Annotated in this window: 14 protein-coding genes; 7 read left to right on the top strand and 7 right to left on the bottom strand. The window is 71.2% G+C overall.

Translation table 11 applies throughout. From position 1 onward, the window contains the following. Positions 1 to 23: 23 nt before the first annotated feature. Positions 24 to 1,007, bottom strand: coding sequence for a beta-ketoacyl-ACP synthase III (locus OG302_RS05040; protein ID WP_371525595.1), 984 nt, complete (start codon positions 1,005 to 1,007; stop codon positions 24 to 26). Between the two features lie 336 nt (positions 1,008 to 1,343). Here OG302_RS05040 and OG302_RS05035 point away from each other — a divergent pair, with 336 nt between their 5' ends. From OG302_RS05035 to OG302_RS05005, 7 genes are all read left to right on the top strand, one after another. Continuing rightward, the gene (locus tag OG302_RS05035) at positions 1,344 to 1,589 is read left to right on the top strand and encodes a phosphopantetheine-binding protein (RefSeq protein ID WP_371525594.1); all 246 of its coding nucleotides are present in this window, start codon (positions 1,344 to 1,346) and stop codon (positions 1,587 to 1,589) included. Further along, the gene (locus OG302_RS05030; RefSeq protein WP_371525593.1) at positions 1,586 to 2,812 is read left to right on the top strand and encodes a beta-ketoacyl synthase; all 1,227 of its coding nucleotides are present in this window, start codon (positions 1,586 to 1,588) and stop codon (positions 2,810 to 2,812) included. The genes OG302_RS05035 and OG302_RS05030 overlap by 4 nt, the downstream gene beginning before the upstream one ends. 70 nt (positions 2,813 to 2,882) lie before the next feature. Then, a complete protein-coding gene (locus tag OG302_RS05025) occupies positions 2,883 to 3,311 on the top strand; it encodes a DUF6041 domain-containing protein (protein WP_371525592.1) in 429 nt (142 codons plus the stop codon). A 25-nt stretch (positions 3,312 to 3,336) separates the two neighbouring features. Continuing rightward, positions 3,337 to 4,227 (top strand): DUF6206 family protein, encoded by an 891-nt coding sequence (locus tag OG302_RS05020; protein WP_371525591.1) that lies wholly within the window; start codon positions 3,337 to 3,339, stop codon positions 4,225 to 4,227. Next, complete coding sequence (locus OG302_RS05015; RefSeq protein ID WP_371525590.1) at positions 4,224 to 5,003, top strand: 4'-phosphopantetheinyl transferase superfamily protein; 780 nt, start codon at positions 4,224 to 4,226, stop codon at positions 5,001 to 5,003. Before OG302_RS05020 ends, OG302_RS05015 begins: the two co-directional genes overlap by 4 nt. 46 nt (positions 5,004 to 5,049) lie before the next feature. After that, positions 5,050 to 6,216, top strand: coding sequence for a RedV protein (locus OG302_RS05010; RefSeq protein WP_371525589.1), 1,167 nt, complete (start codon positions 5,050 to 5,052; stop codon positions 6,214 to 6,216). Between the two features lie 254 nt (positions 6,217 to 6,470). Further along, the gene (locus OG302_RS05005; protein ID WP_371525588.1) at positions 6,471 to 7,091 is read left to right on the top strand and encodes a DNA-binding response regulator; all 621 of its coding nucleotides are present in this window, start codon (positions 6,471 to 6,473) and stop codon (positions 7,089 to 7,091) included. On the opposite strand, the gene OG302_RS05000 is transcribed toward OG302_RS05005, so the two are convergent. The 6 genes from OG302_RS05000 to OG302_RS04975 all read right to left on the bottom strand — a co-directional run bounded on the left by OG302_RS05000 (position 7,047) and on the right by OG302_RS04975 (position 14,541). Then, positions 7,047 to 7,436 carry a RedY protein gene (locus tag OG302_RS05000; RefSeq protein ID WP_371525587.1) on the bottom strand — a complete coding sequence of 130 codons (390 nt, stop codon included), beginning with the start codon at positions 7,434 to 7,436 and terminating at the stop codon, positions 7,047 to 7,049. The two genes, OG302_RS05005 and OG302_RS05000, sit on opposite strands and share 45 nt — an antisense overlap. 33 nt (positions 7,437 to 7,469) lie before the next feature. After that, positions 7,470 to 8,627, bottom strand: a complete 1,158-nt coding sequence (gene redW, locus OG302_RS04995; protein WP_371525586.1) for an L-prolyl-[peptidyl-carrier protein] dehydrogenase — start codon at positions 8,625 to 8,627, stop codon at positions 7,470 to 7,472. Then, on the bottom strand, positions 8,624 to 11,458 hold the full coding sequence (locus OG302_RS04990; RefSeq protein ID WP_371525585.1) for a polyketide synthase: 2,835 nt from the start codon (positions 11,456 to 11,458) through the stop codon (positions 8,624 to 8,626). Before OG302_RS04990 ends, redW begins: the two co-directional genes overlap by 4 nt. Next, on the bottom strand, positions 11,458 to 12,276 hold the full coding sequence (locus tag OG302_RS04985; RefSeq protein ID WP_371525584.1) for a BTAD domain-containing putative transcriptional regulator: 819 nt from the start codon (positions 12,274 to 12,276) through the stop codon (positions 11,458 to 11,460). Before OG302_RS04985 ends, OG302_RS04990 begins: the two co-directional genes overlap by 1 nt. Positions 12,277 to 12,484: 208 nt before the next feature. After that, positions 12,485 to 13,177 carry a response regulator gene (locus OG302_RS04980; protein WP_371525583.1) on the bottom strand — a complete coding sequence of 231 codons (693 nt, stop codon included), beginning with the start codon at positions 13,175 to 13,177 and terminating at the stop codon, positions 12,485 to 12,487. Continuing rightward, complete coding sequence (locus tag OG302_RS04975; RefSeq protein ID WP_371525582.1) at positions 13,174 to 14,541, bottom strand: sensor histidine kinase; 1,368 nt, start codon at positions 14,539 to 14,541, stop codon at positions 13,174 to 13,176. The genes OG302_RS04980 and OG302_RS04975 overlap by 4 nt, the downstream gene beginning before the upstream one ends. Positions 14,542 to 14,978 lie beyond the last annotated feature (437 nt).

Here is a 14,978-nt window from a genome sequence, read left to right as displayed (position 1 = left end):
GTTCGCGGAAGAGGGGGCGTTCCTCAGCGGGCGATGTCGGGCCAGGTGAGCGCCGTCGCCCCCCAGGTGAGCCCCCCGCCGAACGCGGTGAGCAGGAGCCGGTCGCCCGTCTTGAAGGTGCCTTTGGCGTGCGCCTGGTCGAGTGCCAGCGGGATCGAGGCGCCGGCGGTGTTGCCCACGTCGGCGATGTTGGTCACGCTGCGTTCCTGGGGAATGCCGATCTCGTCGGCGAGCCGCAGGGTGATGCGCTGGTTGGCCTGGTGGCTCACGAGATGGTCGACATCAGCCGTGTCCCATCCGGCCTGCCCCAGCACGTCCTGGGCGCACTCGCCCATGCGCTGGACCGCGAGCCAGAAGACCCGCTTGCCCTGCATGGTGAAGTACGAGGGCTCGGCACCGGCCGCCGCACGCGGCCCCGGCGGGGCGACGGTGATCAGGTCCCTGCCCTCGCCGTCGCTGCCGAGCACGCAGGGGCCGAGCGCGCCGGGCTCGTCCGGATCGCCGCCGCGCAGGACCACCGCGCCCGCTCCGTCCCCGAAGATCACCGAAGTGGTGCGGTCGTCGGGGTCGACGATCCGGGAGAAGGTCTCCGCCCCGATGACGAGGGCACGCCGGGAGACTCCCGACGCGATGAGCCCGGCGGCGCTGGCGAGCGCGTACAGGAAGCCGGTGCACACGGCCGAGACGTCATAGGCCGCCGCGTGGCCGAGGCCCAGTCGCGCGGCCACGGTGGGGGCGGTGCCGGGGCAGGGGCGGTCCGGCGTGGTGGTGGCCACGATGACGGTGTCCACGTGCGCGTCGCCCGAGGACTTCAGGGCACGGGCGCCCGCACCGACGGCCAGGTCGGAGGTCTCCATATCGTCCGGGGCGATGTAGCGGCGATGGACGCCGGTCCGTGACCGGATCCACGCATCGGTGGTGTCGAGCCGGCCCTCCAGCTGCTCGTTGGTGACCAGTTGGGGCGGCAGCCAGCTTCCTATGCCGGCCAGTACGGCGGTGCGGGTCACCGGGCACCGCTCCGACGGCAGTGCCCGGACCAGGGCCCCTGGCAGGGTGTGCGGCTGCGACGGCAGGAAACCACGGACGCTCCTCGCTTGTTGCTGGCCGGGTGGTGCTGGCGCCGGGCTCCCCCGACCGGGCCGAGTCTGTCTCCGGGCGCTGACCGCTCGCTGACGAGTGGCTGACCATGCCCAGGTCAGCCACTCGTCAGCGAGCGGTCAGCCTTGCTGCCCAGACTCGGTCGGGACGTGTCGCTTCACTCTCCCGATGGCGGTGAGCGCCCCAGACGGTGTCTGGACGGCCGTGCGGTGACCCGGCTCGACCTTCCGAAAGGCAGAACAGGCATGAGTGCTACGTACGATCAACTCGTCGATCTGCTCGTCGAACGCTTCGCGGTGGACCGGGCGAGGATCCGGCCCGAAGTCACCTTCGAGGAGCTGGAGATGGACTCCCTCTTCCTCGTCGAGCTGCTCCTTGTGATGCAGTCCGAGTTCGACGTCAAGATCAGTGATGACGCGGCGTCCCCGACGGACACCATCAGCCACGCGGTGGGGTTGATCGAGGGTCAGCCGTCCGCCACGACGTCGTGAAGCAGGGCCCCGCGATAGCCGTCACCGGTCTCGGCCTGGTCACCGCGGCCGGGATCGGTGTCGACGCCTCATGGAACGAGGTGTGCAAGGGCGTGTCGGCCGCCGCGAAGGACCCGCGGCTCGCGGGTCTGCCGGTCGACATCTCGTGCACGGTGCCGGACTTCGCCCCGGCCCGGCACGTCGGGCCCCGCAGCGCGCTGATGCACGACCGCTTCGTCCAACTCGCCGTGGTGGCCGCCCGGGAGGCGGTCGCCGACAGCGGTCTCGACCCGGAGACCTGGGACGGCACCCGCGTCGGCGTCGTCATGGGGTGCGGGGTCGGCGGCGTGAGCACCATGGAGACCCAGCACGGCAGGCTGCTGGCGAAGGGACCGGGCGCCGTGTCGGCCCTGACGGTGCCGATGCTGGTGCCCAACATGGTGGCGGGCAACCTGGCGATGGACCTGCGCGCCACCGGACCCAACCTCGTCACGGCCACGGCCTGCGCATCGGGTGCCACGGCGATCGGTACGGCGGCCCAACTGCTGCGTGAGGGGGCCTGCGACATCGTGGTCACCGGGGGCAGCGAGGCCGCCGTGAGCCCCACCCTGGTGACCGGCTTCGCACAGATGGGGGCGCTGTCCCGGCGTACGGCCGAACCGGCCACCGCCTCCCGGCCGTTCGACCGTGACCGTGACGGGTTCGTCATCGGTGAGGGCAGCGGTGTCCTGGTGCTGGAGAGGGAGGCCGACGCCCGTGCCCGCGGCGCCGGCGTCCGGGCCAGGCTCGCCGGATACGGGGCGTCCGCCGACGGCCACCACCTCACGGCTCCCGACCCCGAGGGCACGGCCGTCCTGCGGGCCGTGCACGCGGCCATGGAACAGGCAGGAGTCGTGTCCGGCGAGATCACTCACGTGAACGCGCACGGCACGTCGACGCCCCTCAACGACGCGGTGGAGGCCCGAATGCTGCACGGTCTCCTCGGGGTTGGCGCCGCGGTCACTTCCACGAAGGGCGCACTGGGCCACACACTGGGCGCGGCCGGCGCGATCGAGGCAGTCATGACCGTGCTGGCCATCGAGCGGTCCACGATCCCTCCGACGGCGAACCTCGTGCAGCAGGATCCGGCCCACGAGCTGGACCTGGTCACGGCGGTGCCCCGTGAGGAGAAGGTCGAGGTCGCCATGAGCAACTCGTTCGGCTTCGGGGGGCAGAACGCGGTGCTGATCCTCACCGCGGCCTGACCGGCGTCACCGTGACGCTCCGCCCGACGCCCAGCGTCCACCCAGCCACCCCACCGGAAGAAGACGTCAAGTGAGCGGACGAGCCCTCCTTCTGCAGCGCATCGTCGGATGCCTCTACATCGTCGCGGGAATAGCGAAGTTCTTCCCGCGGATCGAGTCGGTCGAGACGCGCCTCGACAATGCCGCCGAGTCGAACACGGACACCTTCATGGAGGGCGCCACCGACTGGCTCGCCCGCCACCCCACCGGCGTCATGTGGTTCGTCGCGCTGACCATGGTCGCCGCGGGCGCGGCCATGCTGTGGAACCAACGGGCCCTGGTGGTCGCGGCGTTGTACGGCCAGCTGCTGATGCTGGTGAGCTTCGTCGCGATCCTGGTGACCAGCGAACCGCAGATCCTCGTGCTGGACGCCGCGTTCTTCGCCGCGGCCATCTACCTCCTCTACCGCTACCACGCGCACCGGCCGGAGCCGGCCGTCGCCGGGCGGACGACTTCTTGATCCAGGAAGCAGGCGACAACCACCCATGACGTTCACCGTCCCCGGCCGCGAACTCGAGGACCTTGAGGCGCAGGTGCAGACAGCGCTGCGCACGGCCGACGGCAGTGCCCTGACCGTCCTCGGCTACGGCGAGGTGACACTCGTCCTGCGGCTGGAGACAGCCGCGGGTCCCTTCGCCTGCAAGCGGCTCCCGGTCTTTCCGACGCGGGAACGCTTCGCACGCTACGAGCGCACCCTCGCCGAGTACCTCGAACGACTGGACAAGGGAGGCGTACGCGTCGCGCCGACCGAGCTGTGGAGCATGCCGCTGCCCTCGGGCCGCGTCGTGGCCTACTGCGTCCAGGAGGCCCTGCCGCCGGAGCGGTTGTGCTCCACCCTGCTCCAGACCGAGGGCCAGGTGTGGGCCAGGGACTTCTTCGCCCGCTTCCTCGACGTGGCGGACGGTGTCGTCGGCCCGTCCCTCGGCCTGGACGCCCAGGCGTCGAACTGGATCGACCTGGACGGTGAACTGATCTACCTCGACGTCACCACGCCCATGATGCGCGACGCGCGGGGTCACGAACGGCTCGACGTCAAACTGTTCTTCACCTCGCTGCCGTGGCTTCTGCGCGACGCGGTCCGGCTGTCCATGACCAAGTCCATCTTCGACAAGTTCTACTCGACGCGTGGCGTGGTGCTCGACTTCCTCGGCAACCTGCACAAGGAGCGCCTGGAGAAGCTGATCCCGGACTTCGTCGAGGACAGCGCCCCACGCCTCCCAGAGCCACTGACCGTCGACGAGGTCGCCGCGTACTACCGGGACGACGCCCGCATGTGGGAGCTGATCCAGCGGCTGCGCAAGGCGGACCGCTTCTGGCACCGCTCCGTCCGGCGACGCCCCTACCCCTTCCTGCTGCCGCCGCACGTCGAACGGTGACGGGGCCCCCGGCGGGCGCGGTCGGCCTCGGCGGACCGCCCGTGAGCCTCGATCCGGCACGCCCGCTCGCCGTGCGCCACCTCACCGAGCGCCTCACCCTCGCGGTGGTGTCGATCGCCTGGCTCCGCGCGCAGGGCGACACCGCGCGGGCCAGGACCGAGAAGCGGCACCTCTCGGCACGGGAAGCGGCACAGGCGAGACTCCTGCCCTCGCCCCGGCGCCGTTACGAATGGCTGGCGGGGCGCCTCGCGCTCAAGCATGCCGTGACCGCCTATCAGCACCGACGCCTCGGCAGGTCGGGGGAGCCCCGCGCCATCCAGGTCAGTGCGCTGCGCGACGGGCCGCGGGCAGGGAAACCCGTGGTCGACGTGCCCGCCGAGGTCGGGCTCTCGCACTCGGGTGACTTCGCTGTCGCCGTCTGCGGTCCGCACGCCATCGGTGTCGACCTGGAACACCGGCGTGAACTGCCGCCCATGGTCTCCGAGTTGCTCACACACGACGGAGACCCGTACTCCGCCCGCGCCGGCCCCCGGCAGGTGGCCGCGATGCCGCTCGCGCTGCGATGGGCCTGCAAGGAGGCGGTGCTCAAGTACTACGGCTTCGGCCTGCGCATCGACACCAGAGAGGTCGGGCTCACGGGCTGGGAGCAGGACGGCCGGTTCCGGTGGAGCGCGGGACCCGGCCTGCTCCGCCGTGCTCCCGCGGCCGGCAGCGTTCGTCTGGAGAGCTGGGCCGGAGAGACGAACGGGTACTCGCTGGCCCTCGTGTGGACCTAGTACTCGCGTGGACAGAAGGCTCGTGTGGACATAGTGGAGGACACGGATGGACGCCGCCGCACGGCAGGACCGCTTCGAGGAGGCCCTCGACGAAGCCACGGGCATCGCGGCCCTCAGCCCTTCGTCGCACAACTGCCAGCCCTGGGCGCTGGCCCGGCTTGCGGGCGGGGCGCGCGAGGCGGCGCGGTCCCACCTCGGTGTGGACGCGAGCGGCACCCACCAGTACCTCGTGCTCGCGCTCGACCGGCAGCGTGCCCTGGGTTCCCTGGCCGCGCACGAGGTGGAGATGCAGGTGAGTTGCGGGGCCTACTGGCGGATGCTGTCCCGTGCGCTGGCCGCGCGGGGATGGGAGCCCACGCACACCCGGACCGTCACCGAGGGGGACGGCCCGGATCTGGGGGTGGACTGGCCGTCGGCCTGGTCGCCGCTGTGTGTCATGGCGGTGGCCGAGGCACCGTCCTCCGGCGATTCTCCTGCGGACTTGTGGGCAGCGGCCCGTAGCCGCCGCACCAACCGTGGGCCCTACCGGCCCGAACCGATCGATGCCGCGCTCCTGCGCGAACTTGCCCGACCGCCCGCGCGGGGCGACGCGAAGCGGGTGGCCGTGCGGCACGTGACCGCGCCGGCCGAGCGGAAGGCGCTGGCCTCCTTCGTCGCCCGGCATGCGGGGCGCGACTTCAAGGACGACCTGGCCTGGCGCGAGACGCATTCCTTTCTGCGCTTCGACGACGGTGAAGCGCAGGCGCACGGTGACGGTTTCACCCTCACCCAGCTCTTCGGTCCCATGTCCCGGCCGCGGCACGCGGCCATGCGTCTCGCGCTTTCGCCGGCCGTCATGCGCCTGCTGTGCCGGCTGGGATTCCACCGGGTCCTCGCGGTGGGGCTCGCGGCGATGGTGCGGCGCGGTCCGGCGCTGGTGACCATGAACTTCACGGCCGGTACGCCGGATCTCGCCGATGCGTTGCAGGGCGGTGCCCGGCTGGCGGACTACTGGCTCGCCGCCGCGCGGGCGGGGCTCGGCCTGCATCCGGTGAGCGTCGTGCTGCAGCACGACGACCTGAGACGGCAGGTGCAGAGGCGTCTCGGCCTCGACGGTCGCCCGTTCTTCCTGAGCAGGCTCGGCCGGCCGCTCGCGGAGGCACCGCCGTCCGTACGCCGTGGCGGGGCGTCGCGGTATCGGACGGTCGGGGATTCATGGGCCGGCCAAGGATGATGCTCACTTTTTTGCGGTAGAAGATTCAAATAGCTTGCAGGGTTGCATTGATGAACCCTGCAAGCCGCGTCCCTTTAGGTGTTCTTTGGTCACCCAGTTGTGCTAACGTCCCACCCAGTCGAGGACTATCGGGGGGATTAATTCTTGTGTCTGCCCACCCTTCACGGAATTCGTCAGCGGATGGGCTTAAGTGCTGCGGCCGCACCGCAGAGCAAATCTTCGCGAGTCTGCGTATCTACTGCGACCGCGCGATCATGGCCGACGGCATGCGCGCCCTGCTCCAGCAGCGCGCTCCCGGCATACGGGTGGACACCTGCGTCCTCGACACCTTCACCGCCGTCCCTGGGGTCGCCCCCGACGTGCTGGTGGTGGTCGCACCGGTGCTCACCGTCGATGACCCGGTGCAATTAGGTGAGCTCGCCCAGCAAAGCAAGGTCATCTTGCTCAGCAAGCCCGAGAATGCACACCGTGCCTTCGAGGCGCTGAAGGTGGGCGTTCGCGCCGTACTGTCCACCAGGAGCGCGGGCGACGAGCTCGTGCACGTCATCCGGACCGTCGTCGAGGTCGACGCGGTGGTAGCGCCCGTGGCCGCCCGGCGGTTCCTGCAGGTGACCGCAGGGGACCGTTCACGAATGCTGGCACAGAACAAGGAAAGCAGGCTAACCCCCCGTGAAGAGCAAGTGCTATTGCTCCTCGCGGAGGGATTCTCCAACGGAGAGATAGCAAAGAAGCTCTCCATCTCGAATGCAACGGTCCGTACCCACGTGCACAACGTATTGGGGAAACTCGGCGCCAGGTCGCGCTCGCAGGCCGTGGCCATCGCCTATGAGTCACGTTTCATCGGTGACATGCGCGGGAATTCTCTCCATTCCTGACGGCGCGCCGGATGGCGTATCGGACAGCGACCCGGCGGTGTAGCCGGGTTCGATGCGGGTTCCGCTCACTTCCCCCACGACGGACGCCATGGTGTCGAAGGCGGAGACCAGTTCCTGAAACGGCGTCGTTCGCATGTCCCGCCGGAAATCCTCGCCGCTGGTCACCGAGATCACCTCGAAGTAGTGGCAGGGCGCGTCGGGTTCCGCGGCCACCCGCTGGACGCTGAAGGCGAGCACGCTGGGGAGATTGCGGCAGGCCGCGTAGTCGACCTCTCTCACCCATGACTCGAAACGGGCGGCGGCGGTGCCCTCGTGGAGACGGATGTGGTGCGCGATGATGTCCATGTCGGTCCTTGGGTCTCGTTACTGCGCGGCCGTTCAGCGGCGCGCGGCCGTGCGGGCGCCAAGGCCCAGGGCGCGCGCGACGTTGTTCTTCTGGATCTCATTGGTGCCGGAGAAGATGCGCGACGGCACGGCGTCCCGCAGCAGGGCCTCGGCCTCGCCGTCGAGCACGCCGAGTGCTCCCCGCAGTTGAACGGCGTCGAGGCCGAGCTGCACGGCGGCCTCACTCACCGCGATCTTGGCCAGTGCGGGAGCGATCGTGTCCTCGGAGCCGCGGTCCAGACCCTGGGCGGCCTTGTAGAGCATCAGCCGTGCCGCCTCGTGCCTGGCCAGCATGTCGACGACCCGGTGGCTCACGGCCTGGAAGCCGCCGATGGGCGTGCCGAACTGCTCGCGCTCCTTGACGTGGGCGACGGTCGATTCGAGTACGCGCTTCATCGCCCCGAGATAGATGGCGAACAGGCAGGTGCGCTCCCACTTCATCGAGGCGGAGAACACGCTCGCCCCCGAGCCCTCCGCGGCGAGGATGTCGTCGGCACCCACGGGAACGTCGTCGAAGTACACGTCTGCCATCGGTGAACCGCGCAGCCCGGCCTTGTCGTAGCGCTGTCCCACGGTGAGCCCCGGGGTGCCCGCCCGTACCAGGAACGTGGTCAACCCGAAGTAGCCGCCGCCGGGTTCGGTGGCGGCCTGCACGACGAACACGTCGGCCACCGGGGCGTTGGTGGTGAAGCACTTGGAGCCGTTCAGCAGATACCGGCCGCCGTCGGAGGTGGCGCGGGTGCGCAGATGGAGTGCGTCGGAGCCGGCTTCGGGCTCCGTGATGCAGTGGGCCGCGATCTGCTCGCCGGAGGACAGCGCCGGAAGCCATATGCGCTTCTGTTCCTCGGTGCCGAACTCCACGATCGGCATCACGGCCGCGAACAGATGGGCCGCGACGGAGAACGCGAAGCCCGTGTCACGTGAACCATGACCGAGCGCCTCCATGGTCGCCGCCGCGGTGACCGCGTCCAGGCCGCTGCCGCCGTAGGCGCCGGGCACGCTGGCGCCGACGAGTCCCTGCTTGCCGGCGAGGCTCCAGCGGTGCCGGAAGGTGTCGGGGTCGAACTCCGTGAGCGGGGTGAGTTCCCGTGCGGCGAAGTGCTCGACCGCGGCGCACATCTCACGGGTGTCTTCGGGCAGGTCGAAATTCATCGCGGTCCGTCCATGTGTTCCTCGATGAGCAGGTGGTAGTTGATGCCGCCGGTGCCGAAGGAGCTGACGGCCGCCCGGCGCGGCTGCCCGTCCTGTGCTTCCCAGGCGCCGGCCTCGGTGGAGACGCGCGCGGGGATCCGGGCGAGGTCCAGATCGGGATTGAGCGTGCGCAGGTTGGTGTTGGCCGGAATGGTCCGCGTACGCAGCGCCTGCAGGGCACGCAGCAGCCCGGCACCGCCGGCGGCGGCGAAGGTGTGCCCGATGAACGATTTCGCCGAGCCGATCTCGAGCGGGCGTCGGCGCCGGGAACTGGAGTAGACGTCCGCGGCGGCCTCGATCTCCGTGCGGTCGCCGACCCGGGTTCCGGTGCCGTGTGCCTCCAGATAGCCGACGGCCGAAGGCCCGTACTCGACCTGAGCGAAGGCTTGTCGCATCGCCCGGACCTGTCCCGCGGCGTCCGGCGCGATGAGCGACTTCGCGTCGTTGGAGGCGCCCACGGCGCGCAGGAGCCCGAACACCGGCTCGCCGTCCCGGCGTGCGTCCCCGTAGCGCCTGAGGAGGAAGAGCGCGCATCCGTCACCGGGAGTGAAGCCGTCGGCCGCCGTGTCGAACGGGGTGATCCGGTCGTGGGACAGGAGACCGAGGGACGAGCACAGCACCAAGTCCCTTGGGTTGCAAGGGAGTTCGACGCCCCCGGCGATCGCGTAGTCCGCGCTTCCCGAGCGGAGTCGGCTCACTGCCACGTCGAGTGCCGCGAGCGACGAGGCGCAGGCCGCCTCCACCGCGACCGGGACCGCGGACAGGCCGTACTCGTTCGCGATCAGCGCGGGCACCCCGCCGGCCAGCGCGCCGTCCAGCATCGACAGCGGGTCCGCGGCCTCCGGCTCGCCCCAACGGTCCCGTACGAGCTTCAGCAGGCTGCGGACCTCATCGGGGCCGAGTGCGTCAAGGCCGGGCAAGTCGCGCGCCACGGCTTCGAGTTCGTCGATGCAGAGACCGGCGTTCAACTGCCGCTCCCTGGCGAGGCCGAGGTTGGTTCCCACGGCGATCACGCCCTGCCCGCCGAGCGTGCCGGGGCCCTGACCGCGGCGCGCGAACACCTCCGCGGTCACGCTCAGCGCCAGGCGCTGCGCCGCGTCGAGCGCGGCGTAGCGGCGGGGCGGAATGCTCAACCCCGCCGGGGGCGCCTGGGGTGTCCGCACCGGAGCGCCCGCGTCCAGGTAGCTGCGGTCCAGGCTCATCCTGCCGGGGGCGTGATACAGCTCGCGGTCGAACAGCGACGCGGGCAGCGGGCCGATCCGGTCCCGCCCGGAGCGCATCGTGGCCCAGTAGGCGTCGGCGTCGGGGGAGTCGGCGAACGTGCCGCCGAAACCGATGACGGCGATCGGCTCGCGGATCTCCGTGCCGTGCCGTGCGCCGCGCCGGGGGGCCCGTGGCGCGGGGGCGGCCGGGCGGTGCTCCTCCAGGACGAGATGGCAGAGCGTTCCGGTCAGGGACGAGCCGCTGACCGCTGCCCGGCGTGGCGCACCGTCCGGCGGCTCCGGCCAGTGTTCCGCGGCCCGCAATACGCGGAAGGGCGTCGCCCCCAGGTCCAGTGACACCTCACCGTCCAGCGGGCGCTGCGGTGGCAGGGACCGGTGGTGGAGGGCGAGCGCGACCTTGCTGACGCCGGCGAGCCCCGCATTGGCGAACGTGTGCCCGAGCCGGTCCCGCACGCTGCCGAGGGCGATGGAAGCGGGGGACCGGACAGGGGCCGGGCCGGGCGCGGGGTGCCCGAAAACGGACGCCAGGGAGTCGAGTTCGCTGCGCGTCTCGGGAGCGATCCCGGAACCGGCGCTCTCGACGTACTGGACCGACGCCGCAGGCACCCCGGCCCGCCGGTAGGCCGCGGCCGCCGTCTCGGCACGCTGCTCGTGCGAGGTGGAATAGCGGAAGACACCCGGACGCGCGTCGTGCCGGAGCGAGCAGTCCAGGACGGTGGCGTAGACGCGGTCACCGTCGTGGACCGCGGTCGACAGCCGCTTGAGCAGCACGCCTCCCACGCCCTCCCGCACCGCGAACCCGGCGCCGTCCGCGGCGAAGGGGCGGGTCCGGTCGGCGGCGAGCCTCTTGCCTGCCAGCGCGTGCCCGAGGAAGCGTCCCTCGACGCGCTGTCCGGTCAGCACCAGCACCGCGTCCGAGAGGCCGGCACGCAGGCTGTCGACGGCATGGGCGATCGCGAGGTACGACGTGGCGTCCGCGGATTCCAGCGCCAGGGTGCGGCCCCGGAGCCTGTGGACGGAGGCGATGCGTGCGGGGATGGTGCTCGCCATCTCCCCGACCCGGTCGTGCGGTGAGGCGCCGAGCCGGGACCGCAGTGCGACGCGGAACTCCTCGGTGGTGCCGGATGCCCCGGAGGAATCGGTGTGTCCTGCGGCAGCGGCGGCTTTCCCCAGGTCGCGGCCGTAGCGGGCACCCTCGATACGGAGGGCGTTGGCATACTGCCGGTCGAGGCCGAAGCACGTCCCGACCACGACGTCCGTACGGTCGGCGGGCAGCCGCTGCCGATCGCCCGCGTCATCGAGGCACTGCCCCGCCGCCTCCAGCATGAGGAGCTGCATGCGGGCCAACGAGCGGGCCTGGGCCGGGGGGATGCGGAAGCGCGCGACGTCGAGCTCGATGTCGGCGAGCGTGGCCCCGGCCCGGGGCGGCTCCGTGGCGGTGAGCAGCTTCCAGTAGTCGTCCACACCGCGTGCTTCGGGATAGAGCGCCGAGATTCCCACGATGGCGATCGGCTCGGGGGACGCGGCTTCGTCGGCGACGGGTTCGGGGTGCGCGGCTTCGTCCCCCATCAGGCGGTGAGCAGTTCGTCGTTGCCCGGGGTGGGGCGACCGGTGCCCGGTATCTGGCGTCGGGCCAGGGACGGGTCCTGGCAGAGGATCTGATGATGCCTCTTCTGCAGTCCGCTGCCCGGCTGGATGCCGAGTTCCTCGTCGAGCCGCTGCTGGGTGGCGCGGAACAGGCGCAGTGCGTCGCCCTGCCGTCCCGAGCGGTAGAGAGCGATCATGAGCAGTTCGCAGAACCTTTCGTTGAGCGGATGCTGGGCGACGAGCTGCTGGAGTTCGGCGACGGCGCGGGGCTCCTCGCCGACTGCGAGCAGGGCACGGGCCAGGTGCTCCCACACCGTCAGCCGCCGCTCCTCGTAGAGCGCCGCGGCGCTGTGGCAGCGCAGTCCGTCACCGGCGTCAAGGAGCGCCGGGCCCCGCCACAGGCCGAGCGCGGCCTCCAGCAACTGCCGGGCCCGGTGGGGTTCGTCGGCCAGTGCGGCGGCGCCTTCCGAGGCCAGCGTGAGGAATCGATGCGCGTCGACGGCCTCGCGGGGCAGCGCGAGGAGGTAGCCGCCGGGCACCGAGCGGATCACGGAGGCGCCGCGTGCCCCGCTGGGCTCGTCGAGCAGCTTGCGCACGCGAGTGGCCTGCGCCTGAAGGGCGTTGCTGGTGTTTCCTACCTCTTCCCCTGCCCAGAGTTCGTCGGCCAGCTCGCGGCAGCCGATGACGCGGTCCACCTTCAGGGCCAGGGTGGCGAGCATGGTGCGCACCTTCGCGGCGCGGACTTCACGGGTGCGGCCGTTGGTCGTGACGGCTATGGGACCCAGTATCGCGATCTGCATGGAAGTTCCCCCTGATTGCGCTCGGACTGACGACTCACCGGTACGCAGGTCTTGGAGCGCGGTGTCAGTCCTGAAGCAGTCAGTCTTGTCATCGCTCCCTCGCCGTGTCATCGGCCGAGCTGTCGGTTCCCCGCTCAACACATGGTGGGGACGCACTCCGCCGTCTCAACGAATGGTTGAGAAACGAAGCGGTACGGGGAGGTCCAGGTCACCTCTCGCCGGGCGTGATCAGTCCCGACTCGTAGGCGGCGATGACGAGTTGGGCGCGGTCGTGCATGCCCAGCTTGGTCATGATCCGGCTGACATGCGTCTTGGCGGTGGACGGGCTCAGCCCGAGGGCGCCCGCGACCTCCTGGTTGTTCAGTCCCCGGGCCACCAGGGTCAGCACCTGACGTTCGCGGTCGGACAGCGTGATGAGGCCGTCGGGGGCCGGGCAGCCGGCTTTCGGGGCGGCCGGTGCGCGCAGGGCGTACGAGATGAGGCGGGACATCGGTCCGGGTGCGAGCAGCAGTTCCCCGGCGGCAACCGTCCTGATGGCGTCGAGCAGTTCGGCCGGGCGCGCGTCCTTGACCAGGAAGCCGGAGGCTCCGGCCCGCAGCGCGTCCATGACATGCTCGTCGGTGTCGTAGGTGGTGAGCACGAGCACGCCGACCCCCGACAGCTCCGGATCCCCGGTGATCAGCCGGGTGGCCTCGATGCCGTCGAGCTCCGGCATCTGCACGTCCATCAGGACGAGGTCGGCGCGGGTGCTCCGGGCCAGCAGCACGGCTTCCCGCCCGGTCGCAGCCTCACCGACGACGCTCATGTCGGGTGCGGAGGCGATGAGTCTGCCGAAGGCGGACCGCACCAGCGTCTGGTCGTCGGCCAGCACGACCCGGATCGGTTGCGCCGACGAGCTCATCTGCGCTCACCGGGGCCTTCCTGACCTTCCTTGCCTTCGGGGCCGGGCACGCCGAGGGGAAGGTACGCACGGACCGCGAACCCCGAACCGTCGCTGCTGGGTGCGGCGGTCAGCGTCCCGCCCACGCTGCGGGCACGTTCCCGCATTCCTGTCAGACCGAACCCGGGCGCCGCGCCGGTGACACCGCCGGTCGCGCGCTCCGGAACCTTCGGGCCGCTGTCGTTGAGGACGACGACACGCAACGCCGTGCCGTCCACGGTGTGTTCGACCGTCACCCACACATGGACGCCGTGGCCGGCATGCCGCACGGCGTTCGTCAGGGCCTCCTGAACGATGCGGTACGTGGCGGCTTCCACGGCGGCGGGCACCGGCCTCCCGGACGAGGTGTCCCCCTGCCGCGCCGCCGCGTCCCGCACGTCGAGCACGACGTGGGCGCCGGTCGTCCGCGCCGTCCGCACCAGGTCGGTCAGCCCCGCGATGTGCGGCAGCCGCCGTCGGTCCTGGGGGTCCGCGGCGGCCGTCCCTGCGGGCCCGTCCGCAGGGGCGGGGGAGTCGGAGTCACCCTTCCGCAGCGTCACGAGCGTGGTCCGGAGCTCACCGCGTGCGCTGCGGCACGTCTCGGCGATGCCCTCCAGCGCCTCGGCGACGGACACGCGATCGAGCCTGCCGGGATCCTCGACGAGCAGATGGGCCGCCACCGAGGTCTGCACGCCGATCAGCGTGATGCTTTGCGCGAGCAGATCGTGCAGGTCGCGTGCGACCCGCAGGCGCTCTTCGGCGACGCGCCGGGCGGCCTCCTCCTCACGGGTGTGCTCGGCGTGCTCGGCGCGGTCGATGAGCGCGTCGACATAACGGCGGTGGACGCGCAGGGCCTCGCCGATCACCGCGACGGCGACCAGCCAGCCGGCGTCCCGGAACATGCCGGGCACGGCCTGCGCCTGCCCCACCGCGAGCGCGGCGGCCGTCATCAGCAACAGCGTGCCGCCGAGCGTGAGCAGGCTCCGGATCGGAGGGCCGGCGACGGCGAGGTGGAACAGCACGACGACACCCACCGGGAGCGCCGCGGTGTGCGTGTAGTCGAGCAGGTGGTACGGGGCGTTGAGCACGAGGACGGTGATGGCGGCGAACCACACGGCACGCCTGCGCAGGAGCAGCACCAGCGGCATGGCGGTCAGCAGGAGCCAGCCCCACACGTCGGGCGCCCGTCCGTTCTGGGTGGCGGGCAGCACGGCCAGGAGGGTCTGGAGGAGCAACAGCGAGGCGACCACGGCCACATCGCGCGCGGCGGTGTGCGGCACCGCCGCCCGCCGGGGGAGGAGCGTGTGCGCGATGGCTCTGGCGATCGGGTCCTCGATTGTGCTCACGGCACCATCCTGGATGACGTCGCTGTTCCCCGGAGCAACTCCCGTGCCGCATGGCGGGATCTGGCGCGTCGCCGGGTGAGGGAGCCGGGCAGGGGGCGGGCCGACGGTGCTCCTCGCGGCATCATCGGCCGTCCCCGCCGGTCGGAGCCCCATCCGCGCCTCTCCTCACCTCTGGTCGTCTGGTGCCCGTCCAGCCTCCCGTGGCAGCGGAGGAAGGCCATCCGCCGACGGGCGGAGATGGGCCGTACTGCCGCAGGGTGGCCCGAGGCGGCGCTACTCCCCACGGAGTACTCCCGTCCGGGTGGGCATGCGGCGCCCGGCATCTACAGCGCGTAAAGGCTGCCGGGTTACGGCCATGCGCCGGGGCCGTACTCGCGACCAGGATGGCGAAGGCAGGAACGAGGGGGCGAAGCCCCGGTGCCGGGTCCGGAAACGGG

Origin of the sequence: Streptomyces sp. NBC_01283 (genome assembly GCF_041435335.1) — a bacterium.
GTDB lineage: Bacteria > Actinomycetota > Actinomycetes > Streptomycetales > Streptomycetaceae > Streptomyces.
Note: the sequence above shows the minus strand (reverse complement) of the source record. Positions and strands in the feature narration are given on the sequence as shown.

Excerpts from the sequence above, each read along its gene's own strand:
- OG302_RS05035 (WP_371525594.1), top strand. The coding sequence starts at position 1,344 with ATGAGTGCTACGTACGATCAACTCGTCGATCTGCTCGTCGAACGCTTC.
- OG302_RS05020 (WP_371525591.1), top strand. The coding sequence starts at position 3,337 with ATGACGTTCACCGTCCCCGGCCGCGAACTCGAGGACCTTGAGGCGCAG.
- OG302_RS05010 (WP_371525589.1), top strand. The coding sequence starts at position 5,050 with ATGGACGCCGCCGCACGGCAGGACCGCTTCGAGGAGGCCCTCGACGAA.
- OG302_RS05005 (WP_371525588.1), top strand. The coding sequence starts at position 6,471 with ATGGCCGACGGCATGCGCGCCCTGCTCCAGCAGCGCGCTCCCGGCATA.
- OG302_RS05000 (WP_371525587.1), bottom strand. The coding sequence starts at position 7,436 with ATGGACATCATCGCGCACCACATCCGTCTCCACGAGGGCACCGCCGCC.
- redW (WP_371525586.1), bottom strand. The coding sequence starts at position 8,627 with ATGAATTTCGACCTGCCCGAAGACACCCGTGAGATGTGCGCCGCGGTC.
- OG302_RS04990 (WP_371525585.1), bottom strand. The coding sequence starts at position 11,458 with ATGGGGGACGAAGCCGCGCACCCCGAACCCGTCGCCGACGAAGCCGCG.
- OG302_RS04985 (WP_371525584.1), bottom strand. The coding sequence starts at position 12,276 with ATGCAGATCGCGATACTGGGTCCCATAGCCGTCACGACCAACGGCCGC.
- OG302_RS04980 (WP_371525583.1), bottom strand. The coding sequence starts at position 13,177 with ATGAGCTCGTCGGCGCAACCGATCCGGGTCGTGCTGGCCGACGACCAG.